Below are 18,029 nucleotides of genomic sequence, written 5' to 3'. Positions count from 1 at the left end.
TATATTTATGATCAAACTGATAATGTTTTTAAAATAGCGGCCAATTAGGGTCCTCAGTCCTGGCTGATTTCATTATTTCTTTCATTTCAATGGCAATTTCAGGATAGAGTGAAACGATGTTATGGTTCTCCGAAGGATCTGAAGCGAGGTTATACAGCTCAAATACCGGGTTTTTGCGGATATTTTGATGTATAAGCTTCCAGTCTCCTCTGATGACGGCCTGTTTTCCATTCATCTCCTGAAATTCAAAATAGAAATAATCACGTTCTTTCTGTCCCTCTTTGCACAATATTGCAGGTAGAACGCTTATCCCGTCTGTATTGCCGGGTGTTGCACGTTCCAGCAGCTCGGCAAATGTAGGCATGTAATCCCAGAATGCAAAGGCGAAATCACTTTTCTTACCTGCCGGTACTTTCCCCTTCCACGAAACAATTGTTGGAACACGAATGCCACCTTCATACAGATCACGTTTATATCCCCGGTAGATGCCATTGCTGTTGAAAAAGTCCGGATCGCCTCCACCTTCACAATGCGGGCCGTTGTCACTTGTGAAAATGATTAAAGTATTCTCATACACTCCCGTTTCTTTAAGCTTCTCGATAATCTGTCCCACGTACATATCTATTCGCATTACCATGGCGGCATATGTAGCTCGCGGATATTCCTGCGACATATAACCGCCTTTTCTGAAAGCGGGACCGGAATCGGTACCCTTATACGGTTCTTCATCAAACTTTCCTCTTATTTTCTGTATGATGGAATCTTCGGGCACAACCAGTTCGGCGTGCGGAAGGACCATCGGGACGAAGAGGAAAAACGGATTTTTACTGTGGTTATCAATGAACTCCAGCGTTTTTCCTTGAATAAGGTCTTGCGAAAAAGAACCAAACTGACCGTTGTCATTTTCGGGAAGATTCACATGCTGTTGGTTATGCCATAAGTGATCGGGGTAGTAATTATGGGCCAGCAGCTGGCAGTTATATCCAAAAAAATCGTCTACGCCCTGATTGTTAGGATCTCCCGTAGAACCAGGCTGTCCTAGCCCCCATTTCCCAAATGCACCGGTGGTATAGCCTGCATTCTTAAACAGGTGAAATAAAGTGAATGTTCCTGCCGGCAGAGGAAACTGGCCTTCAGGTTTTATTTCCTTGTTCCCGCGAATGGGCGTGTGTCCGGTGTGCAATCCTGTCATCAGGCTGGCTCGCGAGGGAGCACTCACTGTTGTACCGGAATAGGTTCGTGTAAAACGGGTTCCGTTTAATGCCAACCTGTCTATGTTGGGAGTCAGAAACTTTTCCTGGCCAAAACAGCTCAAGTCGCCATACCCTAAATCATCTGCAACGATAAATACCACATTTGGCTTTTGTTGGGCAATGATTGGTACAAATGCAGCTAAGGAAATCCCTGCGGCAAAAAAATTGTTATTCATATTGTTACGTTCTTATTCATTTTTAAAGTTACATTAAAAAATTGGAAATTGCATATTCCCTTTGTTCTCCTCATTTCACAGTATCTGCTTCATAAATCGCAGTATCAGTTCGTTTTTATGTGTAACGTTTTAAAATTCATTCTTTTCTGAGCTCATATCGTAGAGCTGATCTGTCTGTTCCCCAGTTCTGTATTGGCAAGCCTGTAACATGCACTACCGTTATTGGGTTCTGTATATTTCCAGTCACATGTTCGTATCGTCAGTGAGGAAGATTCATCAACAACATAATCGCGTCCGTACTGATCGATTCCCGGCCATGAATCCAGCTGATCCATTCTATTACAGTGGATTTGTTTTTCAGATTACAGACTTCTTGAACATCAAAACTTATTCGCCAAATTGAAAGTGTTTCATCTCTTTACAGGCATAACTGTAAAAGCCTGAGATGGAAATGTCATAATTCGGATGAATTTCAACTATTGCGAAACTATTGTTGTCGGGCAACTCTCCTTCAATCATACCTTTTATTGTGCAATAGTGAATATTTTTTCGGAAACTGTAATGCCCTTCATGATGATGGCCCTGAAATACTGCCAATACATTTTTTCGACTTTCCAAAAGAGCAATCACTTCATTTGCATTTTTTACGCACACCGATTCGTAGATGTCGGAAAAACTATCCAAAAGCTGATGAATAAAAACAACAACGTACTTGTCATCCTTTTTAAGTTCAAGGCTGAGCCATTCTAACTGTTCTTTCGGCAAATAAGCTTGTGTCCAGTCAAAATTTCCACTGTCATAGGGAGTCCCGTCTTCATTGAAATTGGCATCGAGTACAATGAATCTAATATTTCGAACATCGAAAGAATAATATGTTTTTTTATCTGCATTTCCTGGATTAGATGTGTATTGCAGGAAATCTTCTTTTGAAATGCAATCCATATCATGATTGCCCAAAACATGATAGGACGGACCCTTGTATGATTTAATAACAGATTCAATTTTTTTCAGGAATCCTATCGTTTCTTCTTTATTGCCTGGAATATTCTGGTCTTTTAAATCACCCAATTCAATAATAAAATCTAAATCTTCTTTATTAAAAAGGTCAATCGCATGTTGAAGCTTGGCGATAGATTCTTTATAAAATCTTGTACCCCAAGGTTCCCGATCTGCATAGTGGATATCGGAAACAATACCAAAACGCAAAGAGCGTGTAAGTATTTTACAGGAATAATGACAAGGTAAAGTTGCTAATAAAATCCCCCCTGATAATCTTTTTAAAAAATCTCTTCTGTCCATATCGTTTAGAAAAGCAAATTTACAACATAACGACGAAACATTATATCAGTAGCACAATCTTTTTACTTAAATTTTAACCGGTCAGCAGTTTCGTTTCTTTACATAAAAGTAATTTCTATCTGGCAAAGGTCATGCAACTTGCCTGTTTTCAAATGCTTTATCAATGATATCTGGGATGATGAAGGGCTGGACAGGTTATCAATGCCTGGTAGTTGTCATTCTGATCTTTTTCAAAATCAGTCTAAGTTACCAACATAGGACAATGTTTTTGTAAATTGGCATACAAAAGGTATTTATCAGATCGTTGACCTGGATAATTTAAATCTTTCTTGAAATTCTGCTCAATGATTGAATATTATCTACATAAATCGCCTTTCAGATAAAAAGTTCCTTTGTTATTGTTCTCTAGACCGATGTTATTGTTCTCTAGACCGATGAAACTCGGCGCTTATATTCGGAAAGACATGCATCTAACCGTTCCTGAGCCGTGGTGTCGCCTGGAACATTGTGTGACGGATGGATGAATAATTTTACACCTCTGTCTGCCAAAATTTCTGCAACATTAGTCACGGTCATCCACACTAATGTGACAAAAGCGAGAGTAGATACCGGTCCTATTTTGTCTTGGTGATTTTTTAGAACAACCGAGGCATCTACCACCGGAACGCACGAATCAACAACAATATCGGCGATTTCGAAAAGTGTTTTTCCGCTTTTGTGACGGGTTACTTTGCCCTTGGCTTCTACAGCAGATCCATAAACAATTACTTTCAGTCCCAGTTTCTTCGCATGAAGCGCCACATCTATGTTTACATTGTTAATCCCCGTGTGTGAAAAAATCCATATACAATCTTCATTACTGAAGTTATATGCTTTCATGATCGCGTCACCATAACCTTCCGCTCTTTCAAGAAACAAGAACTGATGGATTCCCATCTGTCCGGTTATACCGGTGAAGAAAGTCATTGGTAGCTCTACCATTGGATGAAATCCTACAAAGCCACCGATGCGCGGATACATTTCCTCTACGGGTATCGTGGCATGTCCACAGCCGAATGTATGCACCCATCTGTTTTTTTCTATACTATCTGCCATTGCAGTTGCAGCATTTTTAATGTTCTCGAGCTGTGTTTCTTCGATTTTTCGCATAATGCCTCTTGCATTTGCCAACCATTCAAGTGAAAGTGTCATAATTGAGTCCACTTTAAAAAGTCCCTGACTTTAATTTTGTTGTTTTATTTCCGTTTTTTGTTGATAAAACGCTCTGAAAATCCCTTGTTATCAGATAAAAAAATCGTATTTTGCATCACCTAAAAGAGAAGAAATCATGTTCAAGAAGACATCTGTAAATCCACAATATGACATGTTTTCCACACCTTCCACCCAAATGGGTAAGCGTGAGGCAAAAAAATATGATGATCCTGCGGCGTGGCACAACCGGTTTTATGCAAACGTCACCTCCCAAATAGACGAAACCATATTTGCTCCCCTTTTCAAACAGGGTAACATGGGCGCTCCCAATGCTTCCATACGGGTGATTATCGGAATGTCCATCATCAAGGAGGGTTTTGGCTGTAGCGATGAAGATCTGTTCGATAAATGCCAGTTCGATCTCCTGGTGCGTAAAGCCCTGGGTCTAGTCTCCCTGAGTGATGTTGCACCCTCTATCGATACTTATTATTTACTGAGAAGGCGTATTTGTGAATACGAAAACCGGTATGGTGTAAACCTGATGGAAAAGAGCTTCGAGCAGCTCACTGGCGACCAACTCTCCACCTTCAAGATATCCGGCAAATCTGTCCGTATGGACAGTAAGCTCATTGGCAGCAACATCGCCTGGTACTCCCGTTTCGAGATCATTCACAACACTTTCCGCGGGTTTATCAAGGACCTGGGCGATAGGGGGATGCTTCTTTTGAACCCCAGGCTCAGGAAACAGGTACTTCTATTTTTTAGAAGAAGATGCTCAGAATATGGTTTACCGCTTAAACAGTGAAACTCTCGGCGAGAAAATCTCTTCCCTGGGTGGGCTCATTTATCAGGTTCTTAAACGCCTTGCAGAGACCACTACCGGCTACGACCTTCTTCACCGTGTCTTCCACGAGCAATACGAGGTGGTCAAGGGACAGGCTATCCTTCGTCCCAAAGAGGACATCACGGCCAGGAGCGTTCAAAACCACAATGACCCCGATGCCGATTATCGAAAAAAAGGAGACCAGAAGGTAAAGGGCTACAGTGTGAACATCACCGAGACCTGTGATGACACGGATGAACAGAAGGACAAACCCAACCTGATCGTAAACGTTCAGGTGAAACCGGCAAGTGCTGCAGACAATGGCTACCTGAAGGATGCCGTTACCAACATCCAGGAGAAGGTAAGCACCGATATAATAGAGAAAGTCTATGCCGATGGTGCTTATCAATCCCCTGGTAACAGGGAGTTTGCCGATATGAACTCAATTGAACTTATAACAAGCGGATTACAAGGGAGACAATCTAAATATGACCTGGAGATGAAGGAGGGTGAGCTGGTTGTCACCCATATCGAAACCGGAGAGATTATCCCTGCATACAAAACCGGGGATAAATGGAGGATTGCCACCACAGGCAAGAGCAAGTACCGGTATTTTACGAACGAACAGATAGCAACTGCAGAACTAAGACACGAACTCGCGGCTATCCCCGGGCAGGAACAGATGAAAAGAAACAACGTGGAGGCAACCATCTTTCAGTATTGCTTCCATACGAGGAACAACAAAACACGATACAGAGGTTTGCTCAGGCACAAATTATTTACTTTCGCCAGATGTTTATGGATAAACCATGTCCGCCTTGGAAATTATCTGATAACAATAAGTCAAAGAGCGCATGAAAATGGTTTAATAACCGATTTTCGCTATATAAAGACCTCCATAAGGGAGAAACTTTTTATCGTGTTTGATTTTTTACTTCCTTGCTTCTCAAAAATAGGAAATGAAAAATCAACGAATTACTTTTTTAAACTTAAAATTGCCACTATTTAAAGTGGACTCATAATTGTAATTTTAATTGATATTTTTAATTTTTTTTGAATTAGTGAAAAGTATAATTGACTGTATTAGTAGTAAAATAATTATAACGAGTGTAAAAGAGGAAATGCCAAATGTTTTTGAAATAAACCCCATGGCATAATTCATCAGGGTATTTCCGATCAACGCAATTACCATTGCAAATCCGATTGCCGTTCCGCTCATATTTTTGTAGGATGTTCCTATATAACTGATGATCACCGGGAATCCCGCTGCAAGGCCAAACCCTGTAATAAAAAGGCTGATTGAGGCTAATCGTAAATTACATGCGTAATTGAGCATGATTATTCCGATGATGGCAGTTATTATTCCTCCCGGAAGAACATATTCATTTTTTATTATACGCAATAAATAACCGAGAAATAAACGGGAGACAGCCATTCCTGAAACAAAGAATGTCAGGCTCAGAACCACATCTTTACCATTCAATGCAACTCTGCCATCAAGATAGCTGGTAGTCCAGTTATTGATAAGCCCCTCAGCACCACTTTGGAAAAAGAGGAAAAAACTTAAAAAAAGGATCAAAGGTTCTTTTATCAATTTAACAGCTTCTTTCACTGGAAATCCCTGTCTGATTTTTGGTTCTGGAAAATTAATCAAAATAAAATATAGAACGGCAGCCATCATACACAATCCCGTACCTTGCAATATTATTTGATAAGAATATGTTCTGGAGAACATTCCCAGTAAAAGAGGCATCCCCAACGCCCCTATGCCATAACAAACGCCAAGGATACTTAGCATTGAACCACGCTCTTTGTCATTTGAGATATCTGAAACAAGCGCGTTTGTGGAGCCGTTAAGCATACCTCCACCTAAACCGATAAGAAATATACATATACGCAAAAGATTCAGGTTTTCGAAAAACGACAATCCTTCGATTCCAGATAATGTAAACAGTGTGCTTACGATAAGCAATAATTTATATCCAAATCTATCTACAATAACCCCAAACAAGAGTGAACCTGCAAGTACTCCTACTGGCAGTAGAGAAACTAGGGAAGATGATCCTACTTCATCAAGAGAATATTCAGCAGTCAATGTGGGCAGAACGGACCCCATGACAATAAATGCAATCCCGAAAAAAGCCATGCCTATACAGGCGGCTACATATACGTATGTTTTATTGTATTTCACGAAATTAAAATTATTGATTTTCACTAAAGTTAGATGTTCGTTTGCCATGACATAGATAAAGCAGGCTTTGCTTATTTTATCCCATCTTGAGGCTATTGTTAATGGATGCAAGTGCCAGGTAACCGGCGCCATATAGTCCTGCATCACCTTGTAAAATTGATTTCTCGAATCTTACTTGCTTCATAGCAATGGGTTGTGCCCATCTGGCAGCTTCCTCATAAATGCGTTCTATGAATTTTATGGCTGGTCCGAAAACACCTCCACCCCATATGATTATTTCGGGGTTTAACAAGCTGACTAAGTTGGCTGAAGCCATACCCCACATTTCAATTGCTTTTTCAATAACAAACAATGCGAGGGGATCTTCGTTATTCACTGCTTCAAAAATATCTTTTGTTGACAGGCTCCCAATTTTTCTTTTATATAATTCACTCTCTCTAAACAGAGTCCCATCTTCCAGTAGCCTTTTTACCTGGCGTACAATGCCATCTCCAGATGCATAACTTTCGAAACAACCATATCTCTCAAATTCCTCTCTATAGGGAGTCTCAATTGCAAACCATCCGGCAGAACCAACAATATCTCCATGTCCGTGTAGTATGTTTCCATCAACCAGAATTCCCACTCCAATACCCGTACCTATTGAGATGTATATTGCATTGGTGGCATTTTTTGCTGCACCCTTCCATTTCTCTCCCAGAATGTAACAGGTCCTGTCGCTGGCAATATTAATTGTGACCTTATCATCATTAAAATGCTCCTCTATCTCTTTTTGAAGCGGATAGTTTTCCCAACCGTTTATGTTGGGTGCCCATATGAGTCCAGTCTTACTGTCCGCTATACCCGGGACACAGATACCCAATGCTTCGACAGCATCCCTGCGTCCCTCCGGTCGTTCAATTAATTCATCGATGGTATGCAAAACCAGCCGGCCTACCTCGCTCTCTTTTCGTTCTTCGAGAAGGCACAATACCTGGCAGAGTATCCTACCATTTTCATCAAATAGGGCGCCTGTAATTTTGGTACCTCCCAGATCTATCCCTATAACAGCCATGAGTTATCTCTTTTTGTTTGAAATTTGATTGCTTGCAGTTATTCCAATCACATGGACATCTTTGCTGTCAATACGGGTGTTGATGTTCAGCGTATTACCGGAGCTTCGCACCTCTTTTTGCGTTTCATTGATTACATCCCGCAGGGTATATACACCGTCAGAGTCCATATACAGAACTATATCAATTTCTTCACTACCGGCACTATGGTTGATGATAAAAAGAAGGGGACCGTCCTTTGTATCCTGCAGCCGGACTTCCACCTGATTAGAAGTTCTTCCGTCAAGAGATGTTGTAAAAGGTCTTTTAATTTTAGCCCATTTCAGTAAATTGACAAAGAACCTGTCATTTTCAGGGCTCACCTCCTTAAAATTGGCCATCCCTAAATAAGATCCTACGAGCATCGATTCGCCCTTCCCAAATTGAGTACTTACAACAACCGGTTGTCCCTTCTCGTCTATAGCTAAAATATTTACATTTTTGTTTTGAAGAATACTTAACGACTGCAAATATAAAGAGCCTTTGAGTTTACTTCCTTCTTCAAGTCCTTGCAGTGCCGGGTGATTTTCATCTGAAATTGTCAACTCAATATTGTCACGCATTCTGATTTCATTTTCCCTTACACCGAAAATGTCATGCATCCCTAGACCAGGAATAATTTCCGAAGCATAACCACGATCATCGTTCCAGCCGATACGGGCTTCCGCCAATACATATCCTCCATTTTCCACGAAAGCACGCAATCCGGATGCCGCCTCTCGGGTGAACATGATAGGATAGGGGATTATGATCAATTTATATTGCGAAAGATCCCGGTTTTCTATATGTTTTCTGTGGATAAAATCTACAGGGATATTGTGATTGGCAAATGTCTGGAAATAACCAATCAGTGATTGGCTCAATGCTGCCGGAAAATCGTTGCGCTGCATTCCTCCTACCATCTGGGTCAGCGGATTATATACAATGCCAATTTCAGCCTTTGCAGGAGTAGCACCCAGGAAGAGTTGCTGATTTCGGTTCACCACCTCTGCTATTTCCCCTGCCTTTATTGCTCTTTCGGTTAAGGTTCCATCCAGATTAATCAAGCCATACCCTCCTGCTTCATATCCTGACGACATTGGGTAATAGGCGTAGATATTTACTCCTTTAGCCCCTTTGGCGATAGCCGACCAGGCCCATATGCGATGGTCGCCGGAGGTCACCGGGTCACTCACCTGAAGCGCAATAGTACCTAATCCTGCCTGCAGTTCTCCAACGTACCAACCACCTTTTTCACGGTTTGCACTCCTGGTGAAGTCCATCACGGTACGTAGCGTTGTCACCGACCATGCATTTTGAGGATGATTGTGTTTGGGATAGAGTGATACCCCATAATAATCCAACGGACCGGCCATAAGAAAGTCGTCCGTTGCTCCCGCGCCAACATGGGGAGACTGAAAGAGCGATGCACCTACGGCATGAGCAGTAATCAGGTGAGTCTTGTCAACTTTCCTTATTGCGTCATAACGCGCCTGCATATCCTGAACCAGTTTTTCATATATAAAAGTTTTCCAGTCGATGAAGTCGGTATAACTTAAAATGGTACTGAACCTTGGAGCTTCTACTTGCGGCCAGTCTGTGAAATTACGGTACCACGCTCTGTTTAAATTTTCGAGGGAGCTGTATTTTTTCTCAAGCCACTTCCTGAATCTTGCCTGTGTCCCGTCACAAAAACAGAACTGAACATTTGGAATATAATTGAGAGATGCCCAGTTGATTATATGCGGTTCACTCCAGAGATCCCATCCAAAAAAATTGGGATATGAAGTTGCTACTTTAGCTGTTTCAGAATAAAAATTGAGTACCGCATCTTCCACGGCTTTGTTATCTGTACAGGCTCCTGGTGCCGATTGGGGGTGTACCTTATCTCCGCTTTGCGCTTCGAACAGCGCATAAGGATAATTTTGTGCTACCCAGTCCGGAGCGGAATCCACATATATCTGAATGAATACTTTTAATCCCACTTCATTGGCGAGTCGCATGAGAAGGTGCAAATTGGCGAAATTGTATTTACCGGGTTCCGGTTCACAGGCTGCCCATTCAACCCATGTACGAACGGTGTTGAATCCGAGATCCTTTATCTGCCGGAGATCGGTTCTCCATTCCTGCTCCGACTTTGTTGTTATCTCAGACAGCATTGGAGCTCTGGCTTTGCCGCCACTGTACCATACCGAGAAAGGAAAGAAATTTTTATCTATTCCTTCCTGTTTCGTTTGTCCCTGAACTCCGATCGCGATAGACAAAAACAATATAAAAAGCAGATGTAATTTAAAATTTTGTATTTTGACTGACATATTCAATAAATTATAGTTATGATTTTTTGCTCTTCATTACAGACTTCCATACGGCTTTTCGCAAAGTTCCCTGATTGTCGTCACCGTCATAATCCCAGAACATCAGGCCTTTCATCCCTTTACCCAGAACCCACTCGCCTTTCATTCCGATACTTTTCTCATTGTCGTATCCGCAATAGTAAACCCCGTTGTAGGTGACGTACGGAACGGAAGCCGCATTGTCCCAATTGTCGATCTTATAGGATCGGGCGTCGAGATCGATGATTTTTTTGTAGTTGATCGCTTCCGTCCATGAGTGGCGCCCGTAGAAAGGTACGCCTAACACCAGTTTATTGGCCGGCATGCCGGCATCCAGATAGGCCTGAACGGCACGGGAACAGTCAGAAGCCGCCGACGGATCATACAGTGCGGATTGATGATGGGGGGCCGCATCCAAATCATAAGTCATAATATTCACAAAATCGACGTAAGGGGCAACGGCTGCAATGTCGATATAGCGCCATCCTCCCGTAATCGGTTGCTTATCCATACAATAGCCGGCATAGGTGAGCAGGTACTGGGTCCCTAAGGTTTCACGCAGTTGCCTCATCAACAGTACATGGTTCGCTACATCTACTGTCGCATCATAAGCATTCGGATCACCGCTCCATGAGAGGCCGGGAAACTCCCAGTCCATATCAATACCATCGATGCCCCATTTTTGCAGGAAAGCTTTACAATCATTGGCAAAAGCTTTGCGGTATTCATCCGATTTGGCAAGTTGTGAAAAACCTTCCCCTTGTGAATTTTCTAATGATATGGAAATGGACAGATTCGGATTAGCCTTCTTCAGATTTACGATCTGCCGGAAACGGTTTTCGTCGCCCAGTACATAGATTCCTTTATAGACTCCGCCCTCCATATAGGGTTCGGCGAAGGCGTAATTGATATTTGTCAGGTATTGGGGATCGGGGATCACCGTACTCCAGGATGTCACGTAAGCCAGTGCGATACGTCCTTCTACTAATTCAGGCATATTGCTGTCCTTATCGGGAGCTTTTAATCCCGCTTCATAATCGTCTTTCTCACAAGTTGTAAACAACAAAAGCGCAAACACAACATAAAGGGTTTTTGTTATATTTTTTACTAACATTCTGTTTGGAATCAATATGATATAACTCATAAGTTATCTATTATTCACAGTAATAACCAATAGCATTTATTATAAGTGAATATAAATGTGAATTATCTATTAGAAAAACAATAAATCACAAAAATGTGCCTATAACAAGAACAATACCTGTTACCGGCAATTGATAAACCTACTTATTCCTCTTTTGGTACAAGGTAAAAATAGGTCCCATAAAAATCCCAGTCCGCTGCATCTGCAGGCTTACTGTAAGTCTGTGGGAAACATAACACCAATAGGTCTTCGCTAATATACGTTATCCAATATGGAGTGGAGGCCCCTTTCCAGACACTCCAGCTAATATTGGTGCCTATAACAGGAGCAGTGGTTATCAATTCACCTGTTACTCCTTCGGGCTTGTTATGCGTATAGGCCCAGGTTCCCTCCTTTGATACCGCTCCGGATCCCAAATAAGTAGTCATTTTATGGGCATTAAATTCAAATACCATGGTTTGTTCCGGTATGGTTGCGGCATTTACGGTCCCCCAGGAGTTCTGTCCGGGAACCGGATCATAATATTTCCAGTTACCATACATTCCATTATAAAGGGCTCCTGTTACTTGTAAAAATGTCCAGGTCTTTTTTGCGGTTTTGTCTGCTTTGTCTTTTGCGCCTGATAACAAACGATCATATTCATCGAAACAGTTGGTTACGCTGATGTTGAATTTTTTAGACGTAACAACCTGATTGGCGGAAATGCCGGTATAATAGATTTCATATTCGCCGTTAGCATCATAAATAACGGTAATGTCATCGGATGCTACAATTTTTTCACCGGTACTCCATCCCAAGTGCCATACACCGCCAACATCGGGGCGACTGTTTTTCAATACGACATACTGATCGCCTTCCACTTTGTCATCTGTGTTAGGAATAGGTTGTGTAACAGATAAAGCAGCATCCAATTCGGCTTGACTTATAGGAGCTCCAGCATTTTCAAACTGTTCACGCAGTGCCATGTCTTCAATCGGGTCGCATCCATAAGTGAATAAAATACCCAGCAGAAAAATTCTTATTATTGTTTTCATACTTGATCATTTTTTAAGTTATTGTAATCTATTCCAACTGGAAAACAAAGCGCTGGACTCCCAACCGGGATTCTGTTCAAACAAACCACCCGATAAATCTACTTCAGTCTGTGGAATAGGCCACCAACCTTGCGTCTGTTTTAAACGAGCCTTGTAGTCAAAATTTACCATTGGAACTTCTACGCCTGCATTAAGCAAGGTAAATCCTTTTTGTTTGTTTAGCGCTTCTCCTGCTTCCTCCAAAGATGGTCCTGACCATCTCAACAAATCCCACCATCGTATGGATTCGAAAGCAAATTCCCAACGACGTTCGTTTTTGATCGCTGCCAGTGAATAAGCAATTGGCGCCAAATTCGACCTGGCGCGTACGCGATTAAGTCCGGTGGCATCTTCTTTTAATTCTGATTGCATCAACAATACGTCCGCAAAACGAATATGGATTAAGTCAGCGATGTTGTTCAGCGATTGGCTTATAACATCAGCGGTTATTTGAGGATAGAGCTGAAGAGCGAATGATCGGATTCCGTAAACCGGATTTTTTCCTGGATCATTGGCGTTAATGTTTTGATATGACATAACATTAATATATTTCTTCTGATGATAACCGGTCTGTTCATAGTACCGATACGAAACCGTGTAATCAGGCTCATCCGGAGTTAATCTCCGGTCGAATAATACGCTTCCTGTATTATTCGGATCAAGTGCACGATACGACCAGATGGAACCAGTCAGGCGAGGATCTTCTGTCGCTCCGTTCAAATAGGACTGTTGTTCCGACCATTCTATCCAGTCATTTACCATAGCTGGCGAAACTGGACCGGCTCCCCAACCTCTGCCAAACGGGTAACCTTCTCCATCTTCTGCTTTTGAATTATCGGCCGAGGGAGAATAAAATTGCGACACTGTATTGCTAAACCATGTATATGTCCAATTGTTGCCTTTTAATTTATGCTTGTTGGCAAACAGGGTTTCGATGGGGCTTAAGCCGGCCCAATCCAGATGATTATTCAGCACATATTGATATTTATATTCTTCACGGTCATTATCCTGGGAGGCTTTGTTTGTATAAGCCCAAAGGTTGCGTTGATCTGAAACCAGATCATGACCGGAATTGTTCACGCAATCATCTATCCATTCAATGACCTGTGCTTTGGTAATTCCGTCGGGAAGCTCGGTTTTATCATAGCGCCCGGTATAAAAAAGGAATACACGTGCCATTAAGGCTTCTGCCGCGTATTTGGTAGCATGCCCCACCATCGGCGAACCATCCAGATAAATGCGGTCCGGCATCAATTCAATGGCATTTTTCAGGTCGGAAGCTATTTGTTGATATACTTCATCGACAGATGCACGCGGTAGTTTATCCGGGTTTCTGCTGTCTGTACGTAAAGGAACGCCGCCGAAAACCTGTACCAGTTCATTAAATGCGAAAGCGCGTAGGAAATAGGCTTCACCAAAGCAGCGGTTTCGTTCGGTTTCACTCGACCACTTTGCTACATTATCTAATGTTTCAATGGCTACATTTGCACGGTTGATTTGCCTATAACACCGGGCATATAAGGGTTGTAGCATATTCAGGTTTGTGTACATCAGAAAGTTGGTCGCACAGTTATTCGATGCTTCCAGGTTCCCGCCCAAGCAATCGTCACTCGCCAATTGCGCCAGATAGAAATAAGAGGATGTTTCCGGATCCTGGAATAACATATTGGCATATATGCCTGTAATCAATTCGTTAGCTTCCGTTTCAGTAAACGGGAAATTATCGGTTGATTTGGTTGTCAAGCTTTCACTGTCTAAAAAATCACTGCAGCTTATGTAGGAACCAATGGTCAATAATAGGATAAATGCGATATATTTTTTCATTGTTTTTCTATTTTAAAATTTGATATTCATACCAATCATATATACCCTCGAACTCGGATAAAATCCTAAATCAATTCCTTGTGCATAGGTATTTCCTGCTCCATACCCAATTTCAGGATCCATTCCTGTATAACCTGTGAATGTAAACAGGTTTTGTGCAGTCACATATATCTTTAACTGACTAAGAGGGAGTCTTTTAAATGCTCTTTTGAAGTCATATCCCAGGGATACATTTTTTATTTTGAAATAATCGCCGTTCTCTATGTAAATATCGGATATCCTATTCCAGTTTGAGTTTACCGAACTTGATACACGCGGATATTTGTTAGATGTCCCTTCTCCATGCCAACGTTGGAAAATATCCGTTGTATAATTGGCCATTGGAGAGGCTACATAATCACGATAAGATTTCAATATCTGATGACCGAATGCACCGTAAGTGTTCACGTTCAGTTCAATTCCCTTATAGTCTATGTTAAAAGAAAAACCCAGTGTGAAGTCGGGATGCGGATTTCCTATTTCTGTGCGGTCATCGGCATTAATGGTTCCGTTTCCATCGATATCCTGCCAGATAACATCGCCCGGTTGTGTATTATCTCCCAGAAGTTTGGCTCCTTTATAATCATCAATCTGTTGCTGATTTTGAAAAATGCCGCTACTTTTATATCCATAAAAATATCCGAATGGTTTCCCTACCTCAGAACGATAGCTTTCGTCTGATCCTTCCCACAATACGCTGATAGGCCCCCGAAGAATCTTCTCCGCATTTGCAATTTTTAGAACCTTGTTTTTATTATAACTCAACGAGAGGTTTGTATCGAAGTAGAAATCCTTACTTACCTGCTCGTTCCAGCCTAAGGTTATTTCAAACCCGGTGTTCTGAACATCACCGCCATTAATAAAAGCAGGGGAAACTCCAAAATCTGCCGGCTGAGGGGGATCTACTAACCAGTCTTTGGTAATACGATTATACCAATCAAGTTCCAATCTCATACAGTTGTTGAAAAAACTGGCATCAGCTCCCAAATTAATCATAGTTTGTGTTTCCCATTTCAGATCTGGATTTACCCCACGATAAGCATATGAACCCGTGGCTGCATCTCCCATTGAATTGCCAAAAGGATAACCGCCATTATTATTGTTAGAAGTTATCAATCCAACATATTGAAAAGATGCAACGCGGTCATTACCGTTTGAACCATAAGATACGCGTAACTTCAGGAAATCTACACCTTTTATGTTTTCATTCCAGAATTTTTCGTTGCTTATTACCCAACCTGCTGAAACGGAAGGGAAATATCCCCATCTATGCCCTGGAGCGAAATTTGAAGAGCCGTCGGCTCGTAAAATAAACGAAGCCATATATGTTTCGTTATAGTTATAATTCAATCGTCCAAATGCAGATAAGGAGCCACCTGACAGGGTAGGGGTACCGGTAAGAGATTGTACTGTATTTAAACCAGGCACATTACTTAGCCAGGCATGGTCGAAATCGTAAAAGATAGATCCCTGATTGGAGCCGCTCATTGATTCGCTTAGCATCTGGCGTGTCATACCTTGTCCCAAGAGCGCATCCAGATTATGTTCTCCAAATGTCATAACATAATTGATCGTGTTGTCCAATGTCCAATATTGAGATTGCCCCATGGATTGGGTTACGCGGTCTTGCACCTGCTCTAGAGTTGCCGTTAATTTTCCAAAAGAAGGAATATATGATCTATAGCTGGATGCACTTAGCATATAACCGAACTGTGACCGGAACGTTAAATCCTTGATAGGTTGCAGATCCAAGTAGGCGCTGGTTTGCAAGAAATGAGATTTACTGAGGTTTTGATTCATCATATAATCCATGTATGCAATCGGGTTTTTATTCGCATTGTTTGCTGTATCCCAATTATAACCATCGGCTACCTGGTCATTAAAGGTATAGTATTCGCCCTTACTATTGTATGCATGCATCAATGGGCTCATCACTAATGTATTGTGAATTGTGTTCCAGTATATATCATCCCGAGCGACCTGTCCTTGAGAACGATTAAAACGATAATTAAGCGTTTCACCCACTTTTAATATATCAAGGTCTCCTTTTTTAAGGATAATTGATTCCGTGTTGATTCGCGCATTGAACCGATTTAAAATGGGAATATTGTAAGGTACGCCCATTGTAGCTTCTTGTTGAAGGAATGTAAGGCCCAAGGATGAAACAGATCGCTCCGTTCCGCTGTTGATGCCGATACTGTGGGATTGAATAAGGGCGTTTTTATTAAGGATCTCTTTTGTCCAGTTCGTTCCTTTCCATGAACCGTCACGAATAGAGGCCAGATCTCTGGTCGGAATTAAATTATTCCAATTATATATTGGCAGGCCATCCATGATCCGGGCTTCATTTTGAATGCTCATAAACTCTTGGGCATTTAGGACAGTGGGTATTTTATAGAGATTTTGTATCCCGTAATAACCGTCATACGTAATTTCATGTTTTCCTGCTTGCCCACTTTTAGTCTTCACAAGAATAACGCCATTAGCAGCCCTTGAACCATAAATTGCCGCGGTTGCCGCATCTTTTAATACGTCAATACTTTCGATATCGTTAGGACTTAGTCCGTCGAGGCTGCCGCCTACAACCCCATCAATTACATACAAAGGAGTTGAATAATTATTGGTACCGATACCGCGGATGTTTACCTTAAAACCGTCCCCGATAAATCCGCTGACCTGTGTAATGTTAACCCCCGGTGCCTGGCTTTGTAAAGCCCCCAATACGTTGGGTGTGTTTAATCGTGCGATATTTTCACCTTTTACCTGAACTGTAGCACCCGTCACCAATTTTTTCTTCATTGTTCCGTATCCGATAACCACCAACTCCTCCAACAGTTCTGAGTCCGGTTCCATAGCGACATGTATTGTTGTCCTTCCTTTGATAGCTATTTCTTGCGGCTTCATGCCTACATATGTAATTTGGAGTATAGCATTTTCAGGCGTATTGTGAAGGCTAAAGTTACCGTCTGTATCGGTAACTGTTCCGTGTGAAGGATTCCCTTTTTCCACGATGGTTGCCCCTATAACCGGATCGCCGGCGTTATCGCGAATTGTTCCCGATATGGTCTTCCCTCTTTGTTGTTGGGCGGTGTTGACGGGATTTTCTTTCGCGCGCTTTTCGGATAGCGCTATTTGTGTGTTGTTGATCAGATAGTCGATGTTCGTATTCCGGAACAACCTGTTTAGTATGTTTTCAATTGTCTCGTCCTTAGTTTGGATGGTCGCCTTTTGGTTTAAATCCAGAAAATTATCGCTATAGAAAAAAGTGTAACTGCTTTTTTCCTCAATTTGTCGAAGTATGTTTTTTATTTCCGTATTTGTCGCAGAAATACTCAATTGCGCCATACTTTGCCCGATACTTAGTAGCAGCAGGAGCAAACAGCTCACGCCAATTCGTTTGATTTGTACGTTCATTGAATAAATTTTTTTAGATTTTAGCTTGTTTTAGGATATAATTAAGGATAAAAAGGCACGAAGTTCACTATGATTGAGTAATTTTGTCCCCCATATGAATGCGGCCATCAGCAAGTTGCTGTTGTGTTATTATCCTGTTAGCGGAATATTGCATTCTTTAACCGGAGTGATGCCCTTACATTGCTCCGGCATTTCTATT

The 18,029-nt window shown here is 41.7% G+C and carries 13 protein-coding genes; 2 read left to right on the top strand and 11 right to left on the bottom strand.

Going from position 1 to position 18,029, the window contains the following annotated elements:
• Positions 1-28: 28 nt before the first annotated feature.
• From KDN43_RS03425 to KDN43_RS03410, 4 genes are all read right to left on the bottom strand, one after another.
• Positions 29-1,429 carry an arylsulfatase gene (locus tag KDN43_RS03425; protein WP_238868291.1) on the bottom strand — a complete coding sequence of 467 codons (1,401 nt, stop codon included), beginning with the start codon at positions 1,427-1,429 and terminating at the stop codon, positions 29-31.
• Positions 1,430-1,581: 152 nt separating this feature from the next.
• Positions 1,582-1,764 (bottom strand): hypothetical protein, encoded by a 183-nt coding sequence (locus KDN43_RS03420; protein WP_238868290.1) that lies wholly within the window; start codon positions 1,762-1,764, stop codon positions 1,582-1,584.
• 52 nt (positions 1,765-1,816) lie between these two features.
• The gene (locus KDN43_RS03415; protein WP_238868289.1) at positions 1,817-2,728 is read right to left on the bottom strand and encodes a metallophosphoesterase; all 912 of its coding nucleotides are present in this window, start codon (positions 2,726-2,728) and stop codon (positions 1,817-1,819) included.
• A 426-nt stretch (positions 2,729-3,154) separates the two neighbouring features.
• Positions 3,155-3,919, bottom strand: coding sequence for a sugar isomerase domain-containing protein (locus KDN43_RS03410; protein WP_238868288.1), 765 nt, complete (start codon positions 3,917-3,919; stop codon positions 3,155-3,157).
• Positions 3,920-4,055: 136 nt separating this feature from the next.
• On the opposite strand from KDN43_RS03410, the gene KDN43_RS03405 reads away from it, so the two are divergent.
• Positions 4,056-4,724, top strand: coding sequence for a transposase (locus tag KDN43_RS03405; protein ID WP_238865744.1), 669 nt, complete (start codon positions 4,056-4,058; stop codon positions 4,722-4,724).
• Complete coding sequence (locus tag KDN43_RS03400; protein ID WP_238868287.1) at positions 4,702-5,751, top strand: hypothetical protein; 1,050 nt, start codon at positions 4,702-4,704, stop codon at positions 5,749-5,751. Before KDN43_RS03405 ends, KDN43_RS03400 begins: the two co-directional genes overlap by 23 nt.
• A 21-nt stretch (positions 5,752-5,772) precedes the next feature.
• On the opposite strand, the gene KDN43_RS03395 is transcribed toward KDN43_RS03400, so the two are convergent.
• The 7 genes from KDN43_RS03395 to KDN43_RS03365 form a co-directional block, all read right to left on the bottom strand.
• A complete protein-coding gene (locus tag KDN43_RS03395; RefSeq protein WP_238868286.1) occupies positions 5,773-7,077 on the bottom strand; it encodes an MFS transporter in 1,305 nt (434 codons plus the stop codon).
• A complete protein-coding gene (locus KDN43_RS03390; RefSeq protein ID WP_238868285.1) occupies positions 7,010-7,987 on the bottom strand; it encodes an ROK family protein in 978 nt (325 codons plus the stop codon). The genes KDN43_RS03395 and KDN43_RS03390 overlap by 68 nt, the downstream gene beginning before the upstream one ends.
• 3 nt (positions 7,988-7,990) lie before the next feature.
• Complete coding sequence (locus KDN43_RS03385) at positions 7,991-10,318, bottom strand: beta-galactosidase (RefSeq protein ID WP_238868284.1); 2,328 nt, start codon at positions 10,316-10,318, stop codon at positions 7,991-7,993.
• Between the two features lie 16 nt (positions 10,319-10,334).
• Complete coding sequence (locus tag KDN43_RS03380) at positions 10,335-11,480, bottom strand: glycoside hydrolase family 18 protein (RefSeq protein WP_238868283.1); 1,146 nt, start codon at positions 11,478-11,480, stop codon at positions 10,335-10,337.
• A 143-nt stretch (positions 11,481-11,623) separates the two neighbouring features.
• Positions 11,624-12,514, bottom strand: coding sequence for a hypothetical protein (locus tag KDN43_RS03375; RefSeq protein ID WP_238868282.1), 891 nt, complete (start codon positions 12,512-12,514; stop codon positions 11,624-11,626).
• A gap of 18 nt (positions 12,515-12,532) precedes the next feature.
• On the bottom strand, positions 12,533-14,377 hold the full coding sequence (locus KDN43_RS03370) for a RagB/SusD family nutrient uptake outer membrane protein (protein ID WP_238868281.1): 1,845 nt from the start codon (positions 14,375-14,377) through the stop codon (positions 12,533-12,535).
• 12 nt (positions 14,378-14,389) lie between these two features.
• Complete coding sequence (locus KDN43_RS03365) at positions 14,390-17,830, bottom strand: TonB-dependent receptor (protein WP_238868280.1); 3,441 nt, start codon at positions 17,828-17,830, stop codon at positions 14,390-14,392.
• Positions 17,831-18,029: the final 199 nt, after the last annotated feature.

It is taken from the genome of Proteiniphilum propionicum, from assembly GCF_022267555.1.
GTDB classification, from domain to species: domain Bacteria; phylum Bacteroidota; class Bacteroidia; order Bacteroidales; family Dysgonomonadaceae; genus Proteiniphilum; species Proteiniphilum propionicum.
Note: the sequence above shows the minus strand (reverse complement) of the source record. Positions and strands in the feature narration are given on the sequence as shown.